The organism is uncultured Jatrophihabitans sp. (genome assembly GCF_964251945.1).
GTDB lineage: Bacteria > Actinomycetota > Actinomycetes > Mycobacteriales > Jatrophihabitantaceae > Jatrophihabitans.
Genome location: NZ_CAXULP010000009.1, coordinates 47798 through 65225, shown reverse-complemented (window position 1 = coordinate 65225; position 17428 = coordinate 47798). Strand labels below are relative to the sequence as shown.

19 protein-coding genes are annotated in these 17428 nt (G+C 73.4%); 13 read left to right on the top strand and 6 right to left on the bottom strand.

Annotated features, from left to right (window positions below; genetic code table 11):
- The 6 genes from ACFFBG_RS15870 to ACFFBG_RS15845 all read left to right on the top strand — a co-directional run bounded on the left by ACFFBG_RS15870 (window position 1) and on the right by ACFFBG_RS15845 (window position 4620).
- A complete protein-coding gene (locus tag ACFFBG_RS15870) occupies window positions 1-951 on the top strand; it encodes a proline dehydrogenase family protein (protein ID WP_375480447.1) in 951 nt (316 codons plus the stop codon).
- Window positions 952-970: 19 nt separating this feature from the next.
- Window positions 971-1780 carry a pyrroline-5-carboxylate reductase gene (gene proC / locus ACFFBG_RS15865; RefSeq protein ID WP_375480445.1) on the top strand — a complete coding sequence of 270 codons (810 nt, stop codon included), beginning with the start codon at window positions 971-973 and terminating at the stop codon, window positions 1778-1780.
- Between the two features lie 161 nt (window positions 1781-1941).
- Entirely contained in the window at window positions 1942-2196 is a 255-nt protein-coding gene (locus ACFFBG_RS15860; protein ID WP_375480443.1) for a helix-turn-helix domain-containing protein, read from the top strand.
- Window positions 2197-2278: 82 nt separating this feature from the next.
- Window positions 2279-2377: a 30S ribosomal protein bS22 gene (locus ACFFBG_RS15855; RefSeq protein WP_012854759.1), complete on the top strand. Its 99-nt coding sequence runs from the start codon at window positions 2279-2281 to the stop codon at window positions 2375-2377.
- 49 nt (window positions 2378-2426) lie between these two features.
- The gene (locus ACFFBG_RS15850) at window positions 2427-3491 is read left to right on the top strand and encodes an NAD-dependent epimerase/dehydratase family protein (RefSeq protein WP_375480441.1); all 1065 of its coding nucleotides are present in this window, start codon (window positions 2427-2429) and stop codon (window positions 3489-3491) included.
- Between the two features lie 181 nt (window positions 3492-3672).
- Window positions 3673-4620, top strand: a complete 948-nt coding sequence (locus tag ACFFBG_RS15845) for a lysophospholipid acyltransferase family protein (RefSeq protein WP_375480439.1) — start codon at window positions 3673-3675, stop codon at window positions 4618-4620.
- Here the strand turns inward: ACFFBG_RS15845 and ACFFBG_RS15840 are convergent.
- The 3 genes from ACFFBG_RS15840 to ACFFBG_RS15830 form a co-directional block, all read right to left on the bottom strand.
- Complete coding sequence (locus ACFFBG_RS15840) at window positions 4544-5404, bottom strand: HAD family hydrolase (protein ID WP_375480437.1); 861 nt, start codon at window positions 5402-5404, stop codon at window positions 4544-4546. The two genes, ACFFBG_RS15845 and ACFFBG_RS15840, sit on opposite strands and share 77 nt — an antisense overlap.
- Before the next feature lie 35 nt (window positions 5405-5439).
- Entirely contained in the window at window positions 5440-6753 is a 1314-nt protein-coding gene (locus tag ACFFBG_RS15835; RefSeq protein ID WP_375480435.1) for a DUF5667 domain-containing protein, read from the bottom strand.
- 108 nt (window positions 6754-6861) lie between these two features.
- A complete protein-coding gene (locus ACFFBG_RS15830; RefSeq protein WP_375480433.1) occupies window positions 6862-7701 on the bottom strand; it encodes a sigma-70 family RNA polymerase sigma factor in 840 nt (279 codons plus the stop codon).
- Window positions 7702-7866: 165 nt separating this feature from the next.
- On the opposite strand from ACFFBG_RS15830, the gene ACFFBG_RS15825 reads away from it, so the two are divergent.
- The 5 genes from ACFFBG_RS15825 to ACFFBG_RS15805 all read left to right on the top strand — a co-directional run bounded on the left by ACFFBG_RS15825 (window position 7867) and on the right by ACFFBG_RS15805 (window position 12789).
- Entirely contained in the window at window positions 7867-8115 is a 249-nt protein-coding gene (locus ACFFBG_RS15825) for a glutaredoxin family protein (RefSeq protein WP_375480431.1), read from the top strand.
- Between the two features lie 213 nt (window positions 8116-8328).
- On the top strand, window positions 8329-9015 hold the full coding sequence (locus ACFFBG_RS15820; protein ID WP_375480429.1) for a redox-sensing transcriptional repressor Rex: 687 nt from the start codon (window positions 8329-8331) through the stop codon (window positions 9013-9015).
- Window positions 9012-10310, top strand: coding sequence for a glutamyl-tRNA reductase (locus ACFFBG_RS15815; RefSeq protein ID WP_375480427.1), 1299 nt, complete (start codon window positions 9012-9014; stop codon window positions 10308-10310). Before ACFFBG_RS15820 ends, ACFFBG_RS15815 begins: the two co-directional genes overlap by 4 nt.
- Complete coding sequence (hemC, locus tag ACFFBG_RS15810; protein ID WP_375480425.1) at window positions 10307-11233, top strand: hydroxymethylbilane synthase; 927 nt, start codon at window positions 10307-10309, stop codon at window positions 11231-11233. The genes ACFFBG_RS15815 and hemC overlap by 4 nt, the downstream gene beginning before the upstream one ends.
- Complete coding sequence (locus ACFFBG_RS15805; RefSeq protein ID WP_375480423.1) at window positions 11230-12789, top strand: uroporphyrinogen-III synthase; 1560 nt, start codon at window positions 11230-11232, stop codon at window positions 12787-12789. The genes hemC and ACFFBG_RS15805 overlap by 4 nt, the downstream gene beginning before the upstream one ends.
- 10 nt (window positions 12790-12799) lie before the next feature.
- Here the strand turns inward: ACFFBG_RS15805 and ACFFBG_RS15800 are convergent, their stop codons facing one another.
- Together ACFFBG_RS15800 and ACFFBG_RS15795 are read right to left on the bottom strand one after the other, a co-directional pair.
- Window positions 12800-13924, bottom strand: coding sequence for a DUF4349 domain-containing protein (locus tag ACFFBG_RS15800; protein ID WP_375480421.1), 1125 nt, complete (start codon window positions 13922-13924; stop codon window positions 12800-12802).
- The gene (locus tag ACFFBG_RS15795; protein ID WP_375480419.1) at window positions 13911-14444 is read right to left on the bottom strand and encodes an RNA polymerase sigma factor; all 534 of its coding nucleotides are present in this window, start codon (window positions 14442-14444) and stop codon (window positions 13911-13913) included. The genes ACFFBG_RS15800 and ACFFBG_RS15795 overlap by 14 nt, the downstream gene beginning before the upstream one ends.
- 181 nt (window positions 14445-14625) lie before the next feature.
- Here ACFFBG_RS15795 and hemB point away from each other — a divergent pair, with 181 nt between their 5' ends.
- Window positions 14626-15627, top strand: coding sequence for a porphobilinogen synthase (hemB, locus tag ACFFBG_RS15790; protein ID WP_375480417.1), 1002 nt, complete (start codon window positions 14626-14628; stop codon window positions 15625-15627).
- Window positions 15628-15661: 34 nt separating this feature from the next.
- Window positions 15662-16612, top strand: coding sequence for a GNAT family N-acetyltransferase (locus tag ACFFBG_RS15785; RefSeq protein WP_375480415.1), 951 nt, complete (start codon window positions 15662-15664; stop codon window positions 16610-16612).
- A gap of 4 nt (window positions 16613-16616) precedes the next feature.
- On the opposite strand, the gene ACFFBG_RS15780 is transcribed toward ACFFBG_RS15785, so the two are convergent.
- Window positions 16617-17384 carry an SDR family NAD(P)-dependent oxidoreductase gene (locus ACFFBG_RS15780; protein ID WP_375480413.1) on the bottom strand — a complete coding sequence of 256 codons (768 nt, stop codon included), beginning with the start codon at window positions 17382-17384 and terminating at the stop codon, window positions 16617-16619.
- Window positions 17385-17428 lie beyond the last annotated feature (44 nt).

Sequence of the window (17428 nt, the reverse complement as noted above, 5' to 3'; positions counted from 1 at the left end):
ATGCTGCGCAGCGCGATCCTGGCGGCCGCCCGCAACGCCCGGCTCGAACAGCTGGTCACCCGGGCGCCCGTGTCCCGCGGCGTCGTCCGCCGCTTCGTCGGCGGACCGGACACCGCCGCCGCAGTCGAGACCGCGCGCAGGCTGACGGCCGCCGGCCTGACCGTCACCCTCGACCACCTCGGCGAGGACACCCGCAACCGCGCGCAGGCCGACGCCACCGTCGCCGCCTACCTGGACCTGCTCGCCGCGTTGGACGACGCCGGGCTCACCGAGCGCATCGGGCAGCTGCGCGCCAAGGCCGAGGTCAGCGTCAAGCTCAGCGCCGTCGGCCAGTCCCTCGGGGCGGACGGCGGCAAGATCGCCCTGGACAACGCCCGGACGATCGCCGACGCCGCGCGCCGGCGCAACGCCACGGTGACCCTCGACATGGAGGACCACACCACCACCGACTCGACGCTCGGCGTGCTGCGCGATCTGCGGATCGACTTCCCCGAGACGGGGGCAGTGCTGCAGGCCTACCTGCGGCGCACCGAGAGCGACTGCCGCGACCTCGCGCACGCCGGCAGCCGGGTGCGGCTGTGCAAGGGCGCCTACGACGAGCCGCCGTCGGTCGCCTTCGACCGGCGAATCGACGTCGACCGCTCCTACGTCCGCTGCGCGAACATCCTGCTGGCCGGCGGCGGGTACCCGATGTTCGCCACGCACGACCCGCGGCTGATCGAGATCGTCGGCGCGCGGGCGGCCACGCTCGGCACGGCGGCGCAGAGCCTGGAGTACCAGATGCTCTACGGCATCCGCCCGGACGAGCAACGCCGGCTGGCCGCCGCCGGCAACCTGGTGCGCGTGTACGTGCCCTACGGCGGGCAGTGGTACGGGTATCTCATGCGGCGCCTCGCCGAGCGGCCGGCGAACCTCGCGTTCTTCGCGCGGGCGTTGGCGTCCAGGCGATGAGCCGCGCGATGATCGGCGCATGACGACGGACTCGATCGCCGTGCTCGGCGGCGGCAAGATCGGCGAGGCGCTGCTGTCCGGGCTGCTGCGCGGAACGCACACCGCAAGCGACATCGTGGTCTGCGAGAAGTACCCGGAGCGGGCGTCCCAGCTGTTCGACGCCTACGGGGTCAAGTCCGTCGACGTCGCCGGCGCGCTCGCCCAGGCGCGCATCGCGATCATCGCGGTCAAGCCCCAGGACATCGACGCGCTGCTCGCCGAGCTCGCGACCGTCACCACCGCCGGACACTTGATCATCTCGGTGGCCGCCGGCGTCCCCACCTGGCGCATCGAGCGCGCATTGCCCGAGGCGACGGCGGTCGTGCGGTGCATGCCCAACACGCCTGCGCTCGTCGACGAGGCGATGACTGCCGTCGCCGGTGGGAGCCACGCGAGCGAGGCCGACCTCGCTGTCGCGGAATCGCTGCTGCGGGCCGTGGGCCGGGTGGTGCGCGTGCCGGAGTCCTCGCTGGACGCGGTCACCGCGCTGTCCGGGTCGGGTCCTGCGTATTTCTTCTTCCTCGTCGAGGCGATGATCGACGCCGGCATCCTGCTCGGCCTGCCCAGGACGCTCGCCGCCGAGCTCATCGTGCAGACCGCCGTGGGGGCGGCGACCATGCTGCGCGACTCCGGCGAGCACCCGGTGCAGCTGCGCGAGGCGGTCACCAGCCCGGGCGGGACGACGATCGCCGCGATCCGGGAGCTCGAGGCGCACGGCGTGCGGGCGGCCCTGCTGGCCGCGATCGAGGCCGCCGCGCGCCGCAGCAAGGAACTTGGCGAGGCGCAATAGCCGCAAACCCGCGGAAAACCGGCAGGTCGTCGCCGTCAGGTGGGGGCCAGGTATCGCATGCGCCCCACTGGTACCGCTAGTCTCGGGCACAGCACGTGCGTGTCCCGTTCGTCGGTGGGGAAGCCGACGCACCGACACGTGCCGAAAGCACCCGGTGACTCATGCCCGCACGCGACAGCGACGACCAGCCCAAACCGCCGGTCCGTCCGGTCGAGCCGACGCTCGACGCCTCGTTCGACGGCGTCAAGTTCCTCACCGTCGCCGAGGTCGCCGCCGTCATGCGGGTGTCCAAGATGACCGTCTACCGCATGGTGCACGCCGGCGAGCTGCCCGCGGGTCGCTTCGGCCGCTCCTTCCGGGTGCCCGAGCAGGCCGTGCACGACTACTTGCGCGCCGCCTTCACCGAGGCCGGTTGAGTCTGGGTTCACGCCCGGTCGACGCGTGCGCGCCTCCCGGTAGGCTGGGCCCAACCACCAGGCAACGCAACGAGGTCATTTCATGGGTTCAGTTATCAAGAAGCGGCGCAAGCGGATGGCGAAGAAGAAGCACCGCAAGCTGCTGAAGAAAACCCGCGTGCAGCGGCGCAACAAGAAGTAGCCGCCGCGAGCGCGAGCCCTCCTCTCGTGACCTCGCCGCCAGGACTGCCATGTCCGTTGTTCTGATCACCGCAGTCAGCCGCTCGCTGGGCTTGCGGCTGGCCGCGCAGCTGGCTGCCGACCCCACCGTCGAGCGGGTGATCGGCATCGACACCGCGCCGCCGCGCAGAGCCGATCTGCCGCTGCTCGGGCGCACCGAGTTCGTCCGTGCCGACATCCGCAACCCGCTGATCGCCCAGGTCGTGTCCCAGGCCGGCGTCACGACCGTGGTGCACGCAGGCCTGCTCGACGGCGTCGGCAGCGTCGGCGGCCGCACGTCGACGCAGGAGATGAACGTCATCGGCACGATGCAGCTGCTGGCCGCCTGCCAGAAGTCTGACACCGTCGGCCGGGTCGTCCTGCGCTCGACGACCGCGGTGTACGGCGCCGGCTCGGGTGATCCCGCCGTGTTCGTCGAGGACGGGCCAGCCGGCGATGGCGGCTTGAGCGGGTATTCCAAGGACGCCGCCGAGGTCGAGGGATACGTGCGCGGGTTCGCGCGGCGCCGGCCGGACGTCGACGTCACCGTGCTGCGTTTCGCGCCGGTGCTGGGCACGGGCGCCGACACCGCGCTCGGCCGCTACCTGCGCGGTCCGATTGTGCCCACGCCGGCCGGGTTCGATCCGCGGCTGCAGTTGCTGCACGAGTCCGACGCCGTCGAGGCGCTGCGGCTCGCGACGGTGTCCGCGCGGCCCGGCGTGGTGAACGTCGCCGGCGCCGGCGTGCTGTCGCTCGCCCAGATCGTGCGCCGCCTGGGCCGGCTCCGGGTGCCGGTCCCCGGCCTCGCGCTGGCCGCCGCGGGCGCGGTCGCCCGCAACGCCGCTGCCGCCGAACTCGACGCCCAGCAAGCCGGCTACCTGCGCTTCGGCCGGGTCGTCGACACGACGCGCCTGCTCACCGAATTCGGCTACCGGCCGGCGTACACGACCGAGCAGACGGTGGACGCGTTCGGCAACGGCGTGCCCGCAATCCCCCGCCTGGGCCTGTCCGTTCTCGGCGTAGGGTCGGATTTGCTCCACGCTCGCCGCAGCGACCGCGCGACGACAGCTCGGCGACGGCCGCAGATCACGGTCTGAGAGGCGGTGCGACATCGACCGCGAGACACCGCAGGCCCGCGTCATCCCGCTGCACGCCGATGACGACAACGCGCCGGCACGCGAACGCCGCGCGGCCGACCGGCGCAGCCGTGCGCTGCTCGGCGCGCACGATTTTGCCGGCTCCGGCTGCGGCTCCGGTTCTGGCGGCGCCGGCGCTTCGGTGCATGCGCTGCCCGCACCGGGCGAGACCAGCCCGGTCGAGCCCGGGCTGGTCGACCTTGGGCCGGGCGAGCGGGCCGAGATGCCGGGGCCCGACGGGACGCCGGCGAGTTGGGAGGCCAGCGTCGCCGACGTGCTCGCCGTGCTGCGGCGCCGGATGACGGGCGACTACGCGATCGACGAGTTCGGATTCGACCAGGACCTGACCGAGCACGTCGTCGTGCCGCTGCTCGGCCCGTTGTATGACAGGTGGTTCCGGGTCGAGGTCAACGGCGTCGAGAACATCCCGGCGCAGGGCGCCGCGCTGCTGGTGGCCAATCACGCCGGCGGCCTCTGGCCGATGGACGCCGCGATGACCGCGCTCGCCGTCCGCCGGGAGCACCCGCAGCGCCGCTATCTGCGCATGCTCGGCGCCGACCTCGTCTTCCGGACCCCGGGCCTCGGCGCGTTCGCCCGCAAGACCGGGGCGACCCTCGCGTGCGCCCGCGACGTCGAGCGGCTGCTCGCCGCCGGCGAACTCGTCGGCGTCTGGCCCGAGGGCTTCAAGGGCATCGGCAAGCTTTTCCGGGACCGCTACAAGCTGCAGCGCTTCGGCCGCGGCGGATTCGTGTACGCCGCGCTCAAGGCGCAGGTCCCGATCATCCCGGTGTCGATCATCGGCGCCGAGGAGATCCACCCGGTGCTGGGCAACGCGCGCACCGTCGCCCGGGTGCTCGGCCTGCCCTACTTCCCGCTCACCCCGACGTTCCCCTGGCTCGGCCCGCTGGGATTGGTGCCGCTGCCGAGCAAGTGGTACATCGAGTTCGGCGCGCCGATCGAGACCGACTGCTACGCCCCGGACGCCGCCGAGGACCCCGTCACCGTCTTCGACCTCACCGACCGGGTCCGCGAGACCATCCAGAGCGCGTTGTACCGGCTGCTGACCCAGCGCCGGTCCGTCTGGCGCTGAGGCTGCGTCGCGCCGCGATCGTCGCGGCGACGCCGCCCGCCGTCGCGCCGAGGCCGAGCGCTGCCGGAATCCCGATGCGCGCGGCCTTGCGGCCGGCGCGGAAATCGCGGATCTCCCATCCGCGCGCCCTCGCCTCCGCGCGCAGCGCCGAGTCCGGATTGACGGCGACCGCCCGGCCCACCATCGACAGCATCGGCAGGTCGTTGATCGAGTCCGAATACGCCGAGCAGTGCGCCAGGTCGAGGCCTTCGCGCGCGGCGAGGGCCCGGACCGCAGCGGCCTTCGCCTCGCCGTGCAGCACGTCGCCGACGAGCCGGCCGGTGTAGACGCCGTCGACGGACGCGGCGACCGTGCCCAGCGCGCCGGTCAGCTCGAGCCGCTCGGCGATGATCCGGGCGAGCTCGACCGGTGTGGCGGTCACCAGCCACACCCGCTGGCCCGCCTCCAGGTGCAGCTTCGCCAGCGCGTGCGTTCCACGCCAGATCCGATCGGACATCTCCTCGTCGTAGATCTCCTCGCCGAGCGCGACGATCTCCGCCACCTTTTTCCCGGCCACGAACGCGAGCGCCGACTCGCGGGTGGTGTGCATGTCGGCGGAGTTCTCCCCGCCGAGGCGCAGGCGGGCCTGGCGGGCGGTGAAGGACAGCAGGTCACGCCAGGAGAAGAAGTCGCGCGCCGCCATGCCCTTCGCGAAGTGGAAGATCGACGCGCCGACCATCATCGTGTTGTCGACATCGAAGAAAGCGGCGGCCGACGGGTCGGAAACGTCGGGGCCCGTCGCCATGCGCGCCAGGGTAACGAGATACCGCTGCGCTCGGGCTACTTCACCGTCGGCGTCGACACCTGAACCCCGGGGGTGCATACGCCGACCCCGACGCCGGCGCCGCCGAGCGACGCGCTGATCCCGCACGAGCCGCCGGTGATCGGCAACTTGGGCGCCGACGTGATCGGCAGGCGCGGCGCCGCCGGCGACGTGCTGGACCCGCCGCCGATCGAGCCGGTCAGGCCACTGCCGCCTGCGTGGCCGGAGTTCTTCGGCGCGGACACCCGCGGGGTGTGCGCCCGGGGCGCGCCGCGCGTGCTGGCCGTGCCGGGCAACGGAGGAGCCGAGGTCGACGGCGTGTTCTGCGCCGAGCACGCGGCCCCTGGAATCGGCCCGAACTCGTCGGCGCCGTGCTGCGAGCCGCAGGGCGCAGTCCGCTCGAGCGCGCTCGCCCGGCTGTTCGCGGTCTGGACAACAGCCTCGGACGCCACGATCCGCTGCTTGAGCGAGCCGCCCGGCAGCCGGCCCGCGACCGTTTGCAAGCGCGCGAGCTGGGCCGGGGCCCACGTGGTCAGGACCGCGAGCGGGGTGGCCGAGCGCGTGGACACGGCCTGCTTGCCGAGCAGCGCGGCCGCCGAGCGCACGTCCGAGTCGGCGGCGCCAAGCGTGTCCGTGACCAGCTTCGCGGTGTGCGCGTCGACGGCCCCGGCCGCCGACGGCCCGCGCCCGAGGCTGGAGGTGGACGACTGGTCGAGGAGGTCCTGCACCTCGCCCACCCGCGTGCCGGCGAAGCCCAGGTAGTCGTGCGCCTTGTCGGTCGGCCCGGATGCGGTGGCCAGCTGAAGGTTCTCGCTGGCGCGCTTGAGGCCGTAGAGCGCGTCGCCGGGCAACGAGCCGCGGCTGAGCCAGACCGCCCCGCCGAGTGCGAGCGCGAGGACGAGCAGGGCGGCCGCGCTGATCTTCAACGGCCGGGCCAGCGCCGCGGCGAGACCGTGGCCGGCGAGCACGCCGTCGCCGTGTCGGGCGCCGTGCGCGGAGCCGTTCCGGGCGCCTCGGCTGGCGGCGTCCCGACGCCGAGTCGCGCCAGGCGTCGGGCGGCCGGCCGCGCGGACGCTGCCCGGGTCGGCCGCCGCCGGCTCGGTTGTCGGCCGGGTGGCGAGGGTCGGCTCGCCCTCGGCGACGATCCTGGGTGCGACGGCGACGAGTTGGGCGCGCAGTTCCGCGCGAAAGTGGGCCCGCGGCGAGGGCGCGGGCGCTGCCCGCAGGCCGGCGAGAACCGCCTGGACCCGTGGGTCGGCGGACCGATCGGGGTCGGGATGCCGGCGCCGGCGCAGCGAGCCGCCCCGCAGGGGAACGCGATGCTCACGCATGTCGGCGGCCTCCCAGGCGAATCTGCATGCCGCGATGCCGGCAGGTCCGCGGTATGCGGTCCGCCGAGATCAACGAGCGGCGCCGCGGTTCGTTACTCAGCAACCCGGTCATCTGAGCTCGTTTCCGACCAGATCAGCGAGCTTGCGCACGGCACGGTGCTGGAGCGCCTTGATCGCGCCGTCGTTCTTGCCCATGATCTGCGCTGTCTCGCTGACCGACATGCCCTGCACGAAGCGCAGCAGAACGCATTCGCGCTGATCGCCGCCGAGTTGGGACACCGCCGCCATGAGCTGCTCGGACTGCAGGTGGGCGAGCACCGCGCTCTCGGTGCTCGGCTGGCGCTCCCGACCTTCGAGGGTGTCCGCGGTCGGCGTCTCGAGCCGGTTGCGCGCGGACTTCACGTGGTCGAGCACGATGTTGCGGGCGATGGTCACGAACCAGGCGCCGATGTCTCGGCCTTGGTAGCTGATGCCGCTGATGCGGCGCAGCGCCCGCAGGAACGTCTCGCTGGTGAAGTCCTCGGCGAGCGCGCGATCGTTGACCCGGTAGTAGATGAAGCGGAAGACGACGTCGACATAGCGGTCGTAGAGCTGGCCGAACGCCTCGCCGTCGCCGTCCTGCGCGCGCCGCACCAGCTGCCAGATCTCGGCGTGCTCCGCATCGACCCCAGCTGCCCCGTCCGAACCCGGTTCGCCCGGTCCGGCGCGCGGTTCCGGCTGCGGGCCGGACGCGGGCTGCGCCGAACGGCTCGCCCGACGCCGACCGCGGCCGGTCGACAGGTCCGTCCCGAGCGACGCCATCGCGAACCCGCCGGGAGAACCAGCACAGGCCGCCGCGGCCACGCCGGACCGGCGCGTAACCGTTGCGGCCAGCGCGTCGTTGAGCAGCTCGAACAGCTCCCGCAACCCAGCCGACGACGGTGCTGGCGGCGCCGCAGGACCAGGCATCCGGGCAGGTCGCAGCTGGCGCGACGGCACGGCGCCAGGCGACACAGCAAGCTCCTCAGCGGCGGTCAGAACTGAAAGGTTCCCGTGCGAAGATCGCTATAACGCTAACCCGAACTCGGTCGGTTGTCCTACCGTCGTCCTGTCCTCGAACGGAGCCGAGCGCCGATGCCGCCCCGCGATCACCGCGTCACGCTCGTCACGCGGGCTGGCTGCCACCTCTGCGCAGAGGCCGAAAGCGTGTTGCGCTCGCTGGCCGCGGAGCTGGGCTTCGGCTACGACGAGGTGGACGTCGACGCCGCGCCGGCGTTGCTGGCGGCGTTCTCCGACCGGGTGCCGGTGATCGTGGTCGACGGCAAGGAGCACGGGTACTGGCGCGTCGAGGAGGCGCGGCTGCGCGCCCGCCTCGCCCGTTGACGACAGCGAAACCGCGACTGCGGCGCTGACGACGGCTGCGACAACGCCAATAGCACGCCCGCCGCGATTTGGGAAAACTTTCACGAGCGGCGTAGCGTTCGCTCTCGATCAATCCGCTTCTACCACACGGGTCCGGCCGCGCGTCCCGGGGTGCTGTCGCAAGTCGACGGACCGCCTCCGCAGCGCGAGCGCCGAGTCGCCTCGAGGGTGCCGATGACTGAGCCGCGCGTGGGCCGCGCGTCCGGCGACAGCCGGGTGCCCGAGGCCACGGTCGCCAGGCTGGCGACCTACCTGCGCGTGCTGTCAATCCTGGCCGAGCGAGCCGTGGCCACCGTGTCTTCGGAGGAACTCGCCGTGGCCGCCGGGGTGAACTCGGCCAAGCTGCGCAAGGACCTCTCATATCTCGGCTCCTACGGCATCCGCGGGGTCGGCTACGACGTCACCACCCTCACCGAGCAGATCTCGCGCACGCTCGGGCTCACCGTGCACCGCAATGTCGTGCTCGTCGGGGTCGGCCACCTCGGTGAGGCGCTCGCCGGCTATGCGGGCTTCGCCTCGCGAGGGTTCCGGATCGCCGCGTTGGTCGACGCCGATCCGCAGCGCGTGGGCCGCGTGGTGCACGGCCTGCCCGTTCGGGACGCAGCCGAGCTGGCCGAACTGGTCGCCGAGCACGAGATCACGATCGCCGTCTTGGCCGTGCCCGGATCTGCCGCCCAGGACGTCTGCGACCAGCTCGTCGGGGCCGGCGTCACCAGCATCCTGAACTTCGCGCCGGTGGTGCTGGCCGTGCCGCCGCACGTCGACCTGCGCAAGGTCGACCTCGCCGCCGAGCTGCAGATCCTCTCCTTCCACGAGACCCGCAAGGCGATCGAGCGGTCGACCCGGGTGGCCCAGGGATGACGCTTTTAGTCGTCGGGCTTTCGCACCGCACCGCTCCGGTGCCAGTCCTGGAATGCGTGTCGCTGCCGGTCGACGACGTCCGCAAGACTCTCGACGAACTGCACAACGGCGAGACGATCAGCGAGGTGCTGCTGCTGTCGACGTGCAACCGCGTCGAGGTCTACGCCGACGTCGCGCGCTTCCACCCGGCCGTCGCGGAGATCGGCACGGTGCTCGCCCGGCACTCGGGGCTCGCGGTCGCGGACCTGTCCGACCACTTGTACGTGCACTTCGCCGAGGCGGCCGCCGAGCACATGTTCACCGTCGCGGCCGGGCTGGACTCGATGGTGATCGGCGAATCGCAGATCCTTGGCCAACTGCGCGCCGCCTACGCGCTCGGCACCGAGATGGGCACGGCGGGCACCGTGCTGCACGGCCTCGCGCAGACCGCGCTGCGGGTCGGCAAGCGGGTGCACTCCGACACCGGAATCGACCGCGCCGGCGCGTCGGTCGTGTCTGTCGCGCTGGACCGCGCGCAGGACGTCCTCGGCACGCTGGTCGACCGGCGCGCGCTGATCGTGGGCGCAGGCTCGATGGGCGCGCTCGCCGGCGCGACGCTGCGCGGCCGCGGCGCGACCGACATCGTGATCGCCAACCGCTCGCCCGAAAACGCTGCCCGGCTCGCGACGTCCCTGGCCGGCCGCGCCGCGCCGATGTGCGACCTCGCGGTCGAGCTGGGCGCAGCAGACCTGGTCCTCAGTTGCACCGGCTCCACCGGGCTCGTCATCGAGGCAGACGCCGTCGGCGACCGCGCGGGCCGGCCGCTGGTCGTGCTGGACATCGCCCTGCCCCGCGACGTCGACCCCGCGGTCGGCACGCTGCCCGGCGTCACCTACCTCGACCTGGAGGCGCTGCGCAGCAGCGGCGCGTCGGTCAGCGACGCCGAGGTCGCGGCCGCGACGGCGATCATCGCCGACGAGCTGCGCGACCACCTCGCCGCCCAGCAACAGCTGGCCGTCGCGCCCACCGTCACCGCGCTGCGCGCCCGGGCGAACCAGGTGATCGACGCGGAGCTGCGGCGGCTGGACGGCCGGGTGCCCAACCTCGAGCCGGCGCAGCGCCGCGAGGTCGCCGACGCCGTGCGCCGCGCCGTCGAGAAGGTGTTGCACGCGCCGACCGTCCGGGTCAAGGAGCTCGCCTCGATGCCCGGCGGCGACCAGTACGCCGAGGCGCTGCGCGAGCTGTTCGATCTCGACCCGGCCGCCGCCGAGGCGGTCGCCGCCGTCCGCAAGACCCGACCTGGCGGCCCCGGATGAGCGCGTTCCCCCGCACTCTGCGGGTCGGCACCCGCGCGTCCGCGCTGGCCCGCACGCAGACCAAGACGATCGCCGATCTGCTCGGCCCGGCAGTCGAGATCGTGTCGATCGTGACCGAGGGCGACCGGTCGAGCGCCGCGCTCACCGAGATCGGCGGCACCGGCGTCTTCGTGACCGCGTTGCGCGCCGCGCTCATCGAGGACCGCATCGATGTCGCCGTCCACTCGTACAAGGACCTCCCCACCGCGACCGCCGAGGGCATCGCCGTCGCGGCGGTGCCGTCCCGCGAGGACCCGCGCGACGCGTTGGTGGCCCGCGACGGCCTCACCCTCGGCGAGCTCCCGGCGGGGTCGCGGGTCGGGACAGGGTCGCCGCGGCGCGCGGCGCAGCTGCACGCGCTCGGCCTCGGCCTGGCGGTCGTGCCGCTGCGCGGCAACGTCGACACCCGCTTGCGCAAGGTCGCCGACGGCGAACTGGACGCCGTCGTGCTCGCCTACGCCGGGTTGCGCAGGCTCGGCCGCGCCGGCGAGGCGACCGAAGTGCTCGACCCGATCCAGATGCTGCCTGCCCCGGCCCAGGGCGCGCTCGCGCTCGAGTGCCGGGCAGACGACGAAGCCGCGTTCGCCGCGCTCGCCGCGCTCAACGACGCGGACGCCCGCGCGGCAGTCGCCGCCGAGCGGTCGCTGCTCGCCGCGCTCGAGGCCGGTTGCTCCGCGCCGGTAGGCGCGCTGGCCGAGATCGCCGAGGACGACGACGGCGGCGCAGAAGTGTTTCTACGCGGTTCGGTGACGGCGGTGGACGGCAGCGACGCCGTCCGACTGTCCGCCACCGGGCCTATGACCGATGCCGACGGCGTGGGGCGGCGGCTTGCCGCCGAACTGATCGCCGACGGTGCTGACACCTTGATGGGGAGCTCCACATGACCCGCGCGCGGAAGACCGTCGGACGAATCACTTTCGTGGGATCCGGCCCCGGCGATCCGGCCCTGCTCACGACGGCGGCGGTGACGGCCCTCGCCGCCGCCGGCGTGGTCGTCGCCGACGACGCGGTGCCGCAGGTGATCCGCGCCCTGGCCGGCGACCGGGTCCGGCTGGCCGAGTCGACGCCCGCCGAGACCGCCAAGGCGCTGCTCGCCGAGGCCCGCAACGGCGAGACGGTCGTGCGGCTGAGCGTTGGCGACCCGTTCGCCGACGACCGGCTGGTGAAGGAGGTGCTCGCCGTCGCCAAGACGGTCGTGCCGTTCGCGGTGGTGCCGGGCCTGGCGCTCGGCGCAGGCACTGCGGCCTACGCGGGCGTGCCGGTCGGCGCGGTGCGCACCGAGGCGGACCTCGACGACGCGCAGGGCGCCGACTTCGAGGCGCTGGCGGCCGCTCCGGGCACGCTCGTGCTGACCCTGGACGCGGCCGACGTCGCGCGCGTCGCCGAGCAACTCGTCGCCTACGGCCGCAAGCCCGACAGCCCGGCGAGCGTGTCCTGCAACGGGACCACCACCGGCCAGCAGACGGCCGCGGGCCAGCTCGGGGACCTCGAGCTGACCGCCGCCGGGATGTCCGGCCGGCTGGTCGTCACGGTCGGCAAGGCCGCCGCGGCGCGGGACAAGCTCGCGTGGTGGGAGTCCCGGCCGCTGTACGGCTGGCGGGTCCTCGTGCCGCGGACGAAGGAGCAGGCCGGCGCGATGAGCGAGCGGCTGCGCGGCCACGGCGCGGTGCCGGTCGAGGTCCCGACGATCGCCGTCGAGCCGCCGCGCACGCCCACCCAGATGGAACGCGCGATCAAGGGCCTGGTCACCGGCCGTTACGAGTGGGTCGTGTTCACCTCGACGAACGCGGTGCGCGCGGTGCGCGAGAAGTTCACCGAGTTCGGCCTCGACGCCCGTGCCTTCGCCGGCGTGAAGATCGGCTGCGTGGGCGAGTCGACGGCGGAGGCGGTGCGCGCGTTCGGCATCGAGCCGGAGCTGGTGCCGGCCGAGGAACACGCGTCGTCGGAGGGGTTGCTCGCCGAGTTCCCGCCGTACGACGAGGTGCTCGACCCGATCGACCGGGTGCTGCTCCCGCGCGCCGACATCGCGACCGAGACCCTCGTCGCCGGTCTGCGCGAGCTCGGGTGGGAGATCGACGATGTGACGGCGTACCGCACCGTGCGCGCCGCGCCGCCGGCCGCCGAGATCCGCGACGCCATCAAGTCCGGCGGGTTCCAGGCGGTCTGCTTCACCTCGTCCTCGACCGTGCGCAACCTCGTCGGCATCGCCGGCAAGCCGCACGCTCGGACGGTCGTGGCGTGCATCGGCCCGCACACCGCGGCGACCGCGCGCGAGTTCGGCCTGCGGGTGGACGTCCAGCCGGAGGCGGCTACCGTGCCCGCGCTGATCGACGCGCTCGCCGAGTTCGCCGTGGCCCGCGCCGCGGAGGAGAAGGAGAAGGCGGCCGCCGTGGCGGCGAAGAAGTCCGCGCGCACGGCAGCCCGCCGCGCGTCCCGGTAGCCCATCGCGGTCAGGGCTCCGGGTCGGGCGACGGTCGCGGCTGCCGGCGGCGGATGGCGAGTGCGCCGCCGGCCCCGATGATCAGCACGACCACCAGGAACGGAAGTGCCGCCCCGACGCCGGTCGCGATCGCGTGCAGCGTCGCGGTGAATGCGTGCCAACCGTTGTGCAGGCCGCCGGTGAACCCGCCGCGATGCGCGGTGTGCTTGGCCGTCGCGGGCGCCCGGACGTCGATCGACACCGTCAGGGTGGCCAGGCTGGTCTGCGCCGAGAGCGTGCGCTGCTGGGCCTCGAGTGCTTCGAGGTCGCTCTGCCGGGCGGTGAGCGCCGACTCGACGGTGATGAGGTCGCGCACCGTGTTCGCTCGGGTGTAGAGCCGGGTGAGCCCGGCGATGGCCGCGCGCGCACTGGTCACCCGGGAGTTGACGTCGGCGACCTCAGTGGTGACGTCTTTGGTCTGTAGATTCCGCGAGCGCACCGTGCCGAGCGCTGCGAGCCGGTCGGCCACCGAGGGCAACGCGGCGTTCGGGACGCGAAGCACCAGGGTGGCGGTGGACGTCGCGTCATGATTGGCCGAGCTGCGGGAGTCGGCGTCGACGCGGCCGCCCGCGCCGTCGGCGATCCCCGTGGCCCGGGTGGCCGCGGTGTCGACCGCGGCGTTCGAGCGGACCGATAACGACATCGTGCCCGTGAGGATCAGCGACGACGAGGCGGGGCGGACGGTCGGCCTCGCGGACGGGACGCGGCCCGCCCCCGCTTGGAGGTCGGCCATGCCTCCCGCGCTGACCGGGGCGGCATTCCTGGCCCTTTGGGCGGGCGCCTTCGCGGCCGCCGCGGCAGATGAGCTGCTGGCGGTCCGGTCGGTGCCGCCCCCGCCGTCGGCGGTCAGGGCGGCGACGGCGAGGACAACCGACGCCGCGACGGCCGACAGCGACGCCGACCACAGCAGGACCCGGCGGGGCGGCAGCCGTCGGGGCCGCGCCGTCCTAGGCGCCCGTGTCGTTGCAGACGTCGCAGGCGCCACGGCCGCAGGCGCCGCGCTCATCGGCGCCGCGGCCGTCGTCGGGCAACGGCCGTCGACCTCGACCCGCCACCGTTCGCCCTCAGCGCGCAACAGCTCGTCAATCCCGGGCATAGGACTCTCCCAACGCGATCGCGAGTGCCTTGCGGGCGTCGTGCAGGGTCGACTTGACCGTGCCCGGCGCGCACCGCATGAGGGCGGCGACCTCTGTCACCGGCAGGTCGACGAAGTGGTGCAGGATGACCGCCGCGCGCTGGCGTTGCGGTAGCGCGGCGACCGCCTGCCGAAGGTCCGCACCCACCTCGCCGGCGGCCGGGGTGGTCAGCGAGCCGGGGTCGAGGACCTCCCAGATCGGCTGCGGCCGCCGCCATCGGCTGCGCGCCTGATCGGCCACGATGGCGAGCAGCCACGAGCGCAGCGACCCGCGGCCGAGGTCGAACTGGTGGCGTTTCGCCCAGGCCCGAGTGAGCGCGTCCTGCACGATGTCGTCGGCCTCGTCCAACGAGCTGAGGGTGACCGCGAGGCGGAACATCGGGCGCAGGTGCGCGCTGAAGTCGAGCTCCGCCGCGCCGTCGTCCGGCGGGTCGCCCGGCTCGCCCGCCGGTCGCTCGACGCTGCGCACGTCCGAGATCATGGCGCGCTCCCGCGCCGGCGGCTCGTCCTGCTCACGAAAGGTGTACGGCGCCCGGGCCGTGCCGGGTTGGGTCCGTGGTCGAGTTTGCCGACTCGGACGAGTTGTCCTCGCTAAACCGGGCTCGCGGCCGAGGTGGCGAGGACAACTTGCGGATGGTGGCGGCTGAGTAGCCTCGGACGGCGTGAGCCTGCCGCAGCCTGCGCCGTTTCCGACCTGGCGGCCGCGCCGGCTGCGCCGCACCGCCGCGCTGCGCCGGCTGGTCAGCGCGGTCGCTGTCCGGCCGTCCGATCTGGTGCTGCCGATGTTCGTCCGGGACGACCTCGCCGAGCCGGTCGCGATCTCGTCCATGCCTGGCGTGCTGCAGCACTCGCAGGAGTCGCTGCGCAAGGCGGCCGTCGACGCGGTCGACGCAGGCGTCGGCGGCCTGATGATCTTCGGCGTCCCGGCCGACGAGCGCAAGGATGCGACCGGCTCCGCTGCCGACGACCCCGACGGCGTGCTCAACGTCGCCCTGCGCAACTTGCGCGCGGAACTCGGCGACGCGACGGTGCTGATGGCCGACCTGTGCCTGGACGAGTTCACCGACCACGGCCACTGCGGCGTGCTCGACGACGCCGGCGGCGTCGACAACGACGCGACGCTGCTGCGCTACGCGGCGATGGGCATTGCGCAGGCCGAGGCCGGCGCCCATCTGCTCGGCGCCAGCGGAATGATGGACGGCCAGGTCGGCGCGGTCCGGCACGCGCTCGACGACGCCGGGCACGTCGACACCGGCATCCTCGCTTACGCGCCGAAGTACGCGTCGGGCTTCTACGGCCCGTTCCGGGAAGCCGTCAACTCCTCGCTGGAAGGCGACCGCGCGAGCTATCAGCAGGACGCGAGCCGGCTCGTGAGCGAGGCGCTGGGCGAAGTCGCGGCCGACGTCGCCGAGGGCGCTGATCTCGTGATGGTCAAGCCCGCGCTGCCATACCTCGACGTATTACGCGCGGTGGCCGACGCGAGTCCGGTGCCGGTCGCGGCGTATCAGATCAGCGGCGAATACGCGATGGTCGAGGCCGCCGCCGAACGCGGCTGGCTCGACCGCGAGCGCGTCATCGCCGAGACCCTGACCTCGATCAAGCGCGCCGGCGCGTCGGTGATCCTCACCTACTGGGCCGTCGAGGTCGCCCGCCGGTCGACATGAGACTCGCCAGACTCGACCCGACAGCGATCTGGCGATGAGCGAGCGCGCCGCCGTCGAGTCCTCCCTCGAGCAGGCGCCGGCCTACACCGAGCGGGCCCGAACATACCGCAGCGTATGGATACTCGCCGCCGCGCTGCTCGCCGGCTTCGCCCTCGACCTGAGTCTGGGCGGCGGGGTCGCGCACTTGCCCGGCTGGGCGATCGCGGTCGCGCTGGTGCTCGGCATCGACGCGTTCGTCGTGCGCGCGGCGAATGCCACGCACTCGCTGACGATCACCGTCGACGAGATCCGCGTCGGCGACGAGGTGATCGATCGCGCAGCCGTCGCCGCAGCGCGGCCGGGCGTCGACGGCGCGCTGCCGGTGCTCGGCTGGCAAAGCGGGCTGCCCCGCGGCGCCGCGGGGGTGATCGTCCAGCTGACGGACGCCCGCGAGCTCGTCGTGCTCACCCGCGCCGCCGACCAGGTGCTGCGGATACTCGGCGCGGAACTGGCCGACGAGTACGCCGTCCGCGACCTCGAGCCTGCCGATCTGGCGCACCTCGCCGAGGTCGCCGAACGGGCCGACACCGTGTTCCGCGTGGCCGGTTACGAGTTGCCGGATCTGCCGTACCGTCCGGAGAACCGGACCGAGACGGCCCGCGTGTTCGTCGTCGGCCGGCCGCCCGTCGCGTTCGCCGAGGTCGACGAGGTGGACGGCGTCGGGCATCTCGCCGAGATCGCGGTCGTGCCCGGATCGATGCGCCGCGGGATCGGCGGCCGGCTGCTCGAGCACGCCTGCGACTGGGCGCGCGGCCGCGGCTACCCGGCGATCACGCTCGTGACCTACGCCGACGTGCCGTGGAACGGGCCCTGGTACCGCCGGCGCGGGTTCGTCGAGATCGAGCCGAGCACCCCGGAGTTGTCACGACGCCGGCAGCGCCAACGCGACCTGGGCCTCGACGGCGTCGCTCGGCGGATCGTGATGCAGCGCGAGTTGACCGGTTGACCGGTTAGCGCGGCGCCATCCGGATCGCGCCGTCCAGGCGGATCACCTCGCCGTTGAGCATCGGGTTCGCGATGATGTGCTCGACCAGCGCGGCGTACTCGCTCGGGTCGCCCAGCCGGCTCGGGTGCGGCACCTGGTTGCCGAGCGAGTCCTGTGCCTCCTGTGGCAGGCCGGCCAGCATCGGCGTGCGGAACAGGCCCGGCGCGATCGTCATGACCCGGATGAGCTTGTCGGCGAGGTCGCGCGCGATCGGCAGCGTCATGCCGACCACGCCGCCCTTGGACGCCGCGTAGGCCGCCTGCCCGATCTGGCCGTCGAAGGCGGCGGCCGACGCGGTGTTGACGATGACCCCGCGCTCCTCGCCAGCAAGGCCGATCGGGTCCAGCGCCAGCATGCGCTCTGCGGCAAGCCGAAGCACGTTGAAGGTGCCGACGAGGTTCACCGTCACGACCCGGGCGAACTGGTCGAGTGGCAGCACGCCGCTCTTGCCGATCACCCGGCCGGGCGTGCCGATGCCGGCGCAGTTCACCGCCACCCGCAACGGGCCGAGGCCTGCCGCGATGTCCAGCGCGGCGGCCACCTGCGCCTCGTCGGTGACGTCGGCGGCAGCGAACACCCCGCCGATCGCGGCGGCGCGCTCGTCGGCGCCTGGTGCGGATGGCAGGTCGATCAGCACCGGCCGCGCGCCGGCCGCGGCGAGCCGAGTCGCGGTGGCCAGGCCCAGGCCGGAGGCGCCGCCGGTGACGACGGCGACGGCGTTGCGGATGTCCATGCCGACGATCCTGGCCCATCCCCCGCAAGTTGTCCTCGCTGGGT

Bases quoted from the DNA above. Each gene is read 5' to 3' on its own strand.
- ACFFBG_RS15870 (WP_375480447.1), top strand. From the start codon at position 1: ATGCTGCGCAGCGCGATCCTGGCGGCCGCCCGCAACGCCCGGCTCGAA.
- proC (WP_375480445.1), top strand. From the start codon at position 971: ATGACGACGGACTCGATCGCCGTGCTCGGCGGCGGCAAGATCGGCGAG.
- ACFFBG_RS15860 (WP_375480443.1), top strand. From the start codon at position 1,942: ATGCCCGCACGCGACAGCGACGACCAGCCCAAACCGCCGGTCCGTCCG.
- ACFFBG_RS15855 (WP_012854759.1), top strand. From the start codon at position 2,279: ATGGGTTCAGTTATCAAGAAGCGGCGCAAGCGGATGGCGAAGAAGAAG.
- ACFFBG_RS15850 (WP_375480441.1), top strand. From the start codon at position 2,427: ATGTCCGTTGTTCTGATCACCGCAGTCAGCCGCTCGCTGGGCTTGCGG.
- ACFFBG_RS15840 (WP_375480437.1), bottom strand. From the start codon at position 5,404: ATGGCGACGGGCCCCGACGTTTCCGACCCGTCGGCCGCCGCTTTCTTC.
- ACFFBG_RS15835 (WP_375480435.1), bottom strand. From the start codon at position 6,753: ATGCGTGAGCATCGCGTTCCCCTGCGGGGCGGCTCGCTGCGCCGGCGC.
- ACFFBG_RS15830 (WP_375480433.1), bottom strand. From the start codon at position 7,701: ATGCCTGGTCCTGCGGCGCCGCCAGCACCGTCGTCGGCTGGGTTGCGG.
- ACFFBG_RS15825 (WP_375480431.1), top strand. From the start codon at position 7,867: ATGCCGCCCCGCGATCACCGCGTCACGCTCGTCACGCGGGCTGGCTGC.
- ACFFBG_RS15820 (WP_375480429.1), top strand. From the start codon at position 8,329: ATGACTGAGCCGCGCGTGGGCCGCGCGTCCGGCGACAGCCGGGTGCCC.
- ACFFBG_RS15815 (WP_375480427.1), top strand. From the start codon at position 9,012: ATGACGCTTTTAGTCGTCGGGCTTTCGCACCGCACCGCTCCGGTGCCA.
- hemC (WP_375480425.1), top strand. From the start codon at position 10,307: ATGAGCGCGTTCCCCCGCACTCTGCGGGTCGGCACCCGCGCGTCCGCG.
- ACFFBG_RS15805 (WP_375480423.1), top strand. From the start codon at position 11,230: ATGACCCGCGCGCGGAAGACCGTCGGACGAATCACTTTCGTGGGATCC.
- ACFFBG_RS15800 (WP_375480421.1), bottom strand. From the start codon at position 13,924: ATGCCCGGGATTGACGAGCTGTTGCGCGCTGAGGGCGAACGGTGGCGG.
- ACFFBG_RS15795 (WP_375480419.1), bottom strand. From the start codon at position 14,444: ATGATCTCGGACGTGCGCAGCGTCGAGCGACCGGCGGGCGAGCCGGGC.
- ACFFBG_RS15785 (WP_375480415.1), top strand. From the start codon at position 15,662: ATGAGCGAGCGCGCCGCCGTCGAGTCCTCCCTCGAGCAGGCGCCGGCC.
- ACFFBG_RS15780 (WP_375480413.1), bottom strand. From the start codon at position 17,384: ATGGACATCCGCAACGCCGTCGCCGTCGTCACCGGCGGCGCCTCCGGC.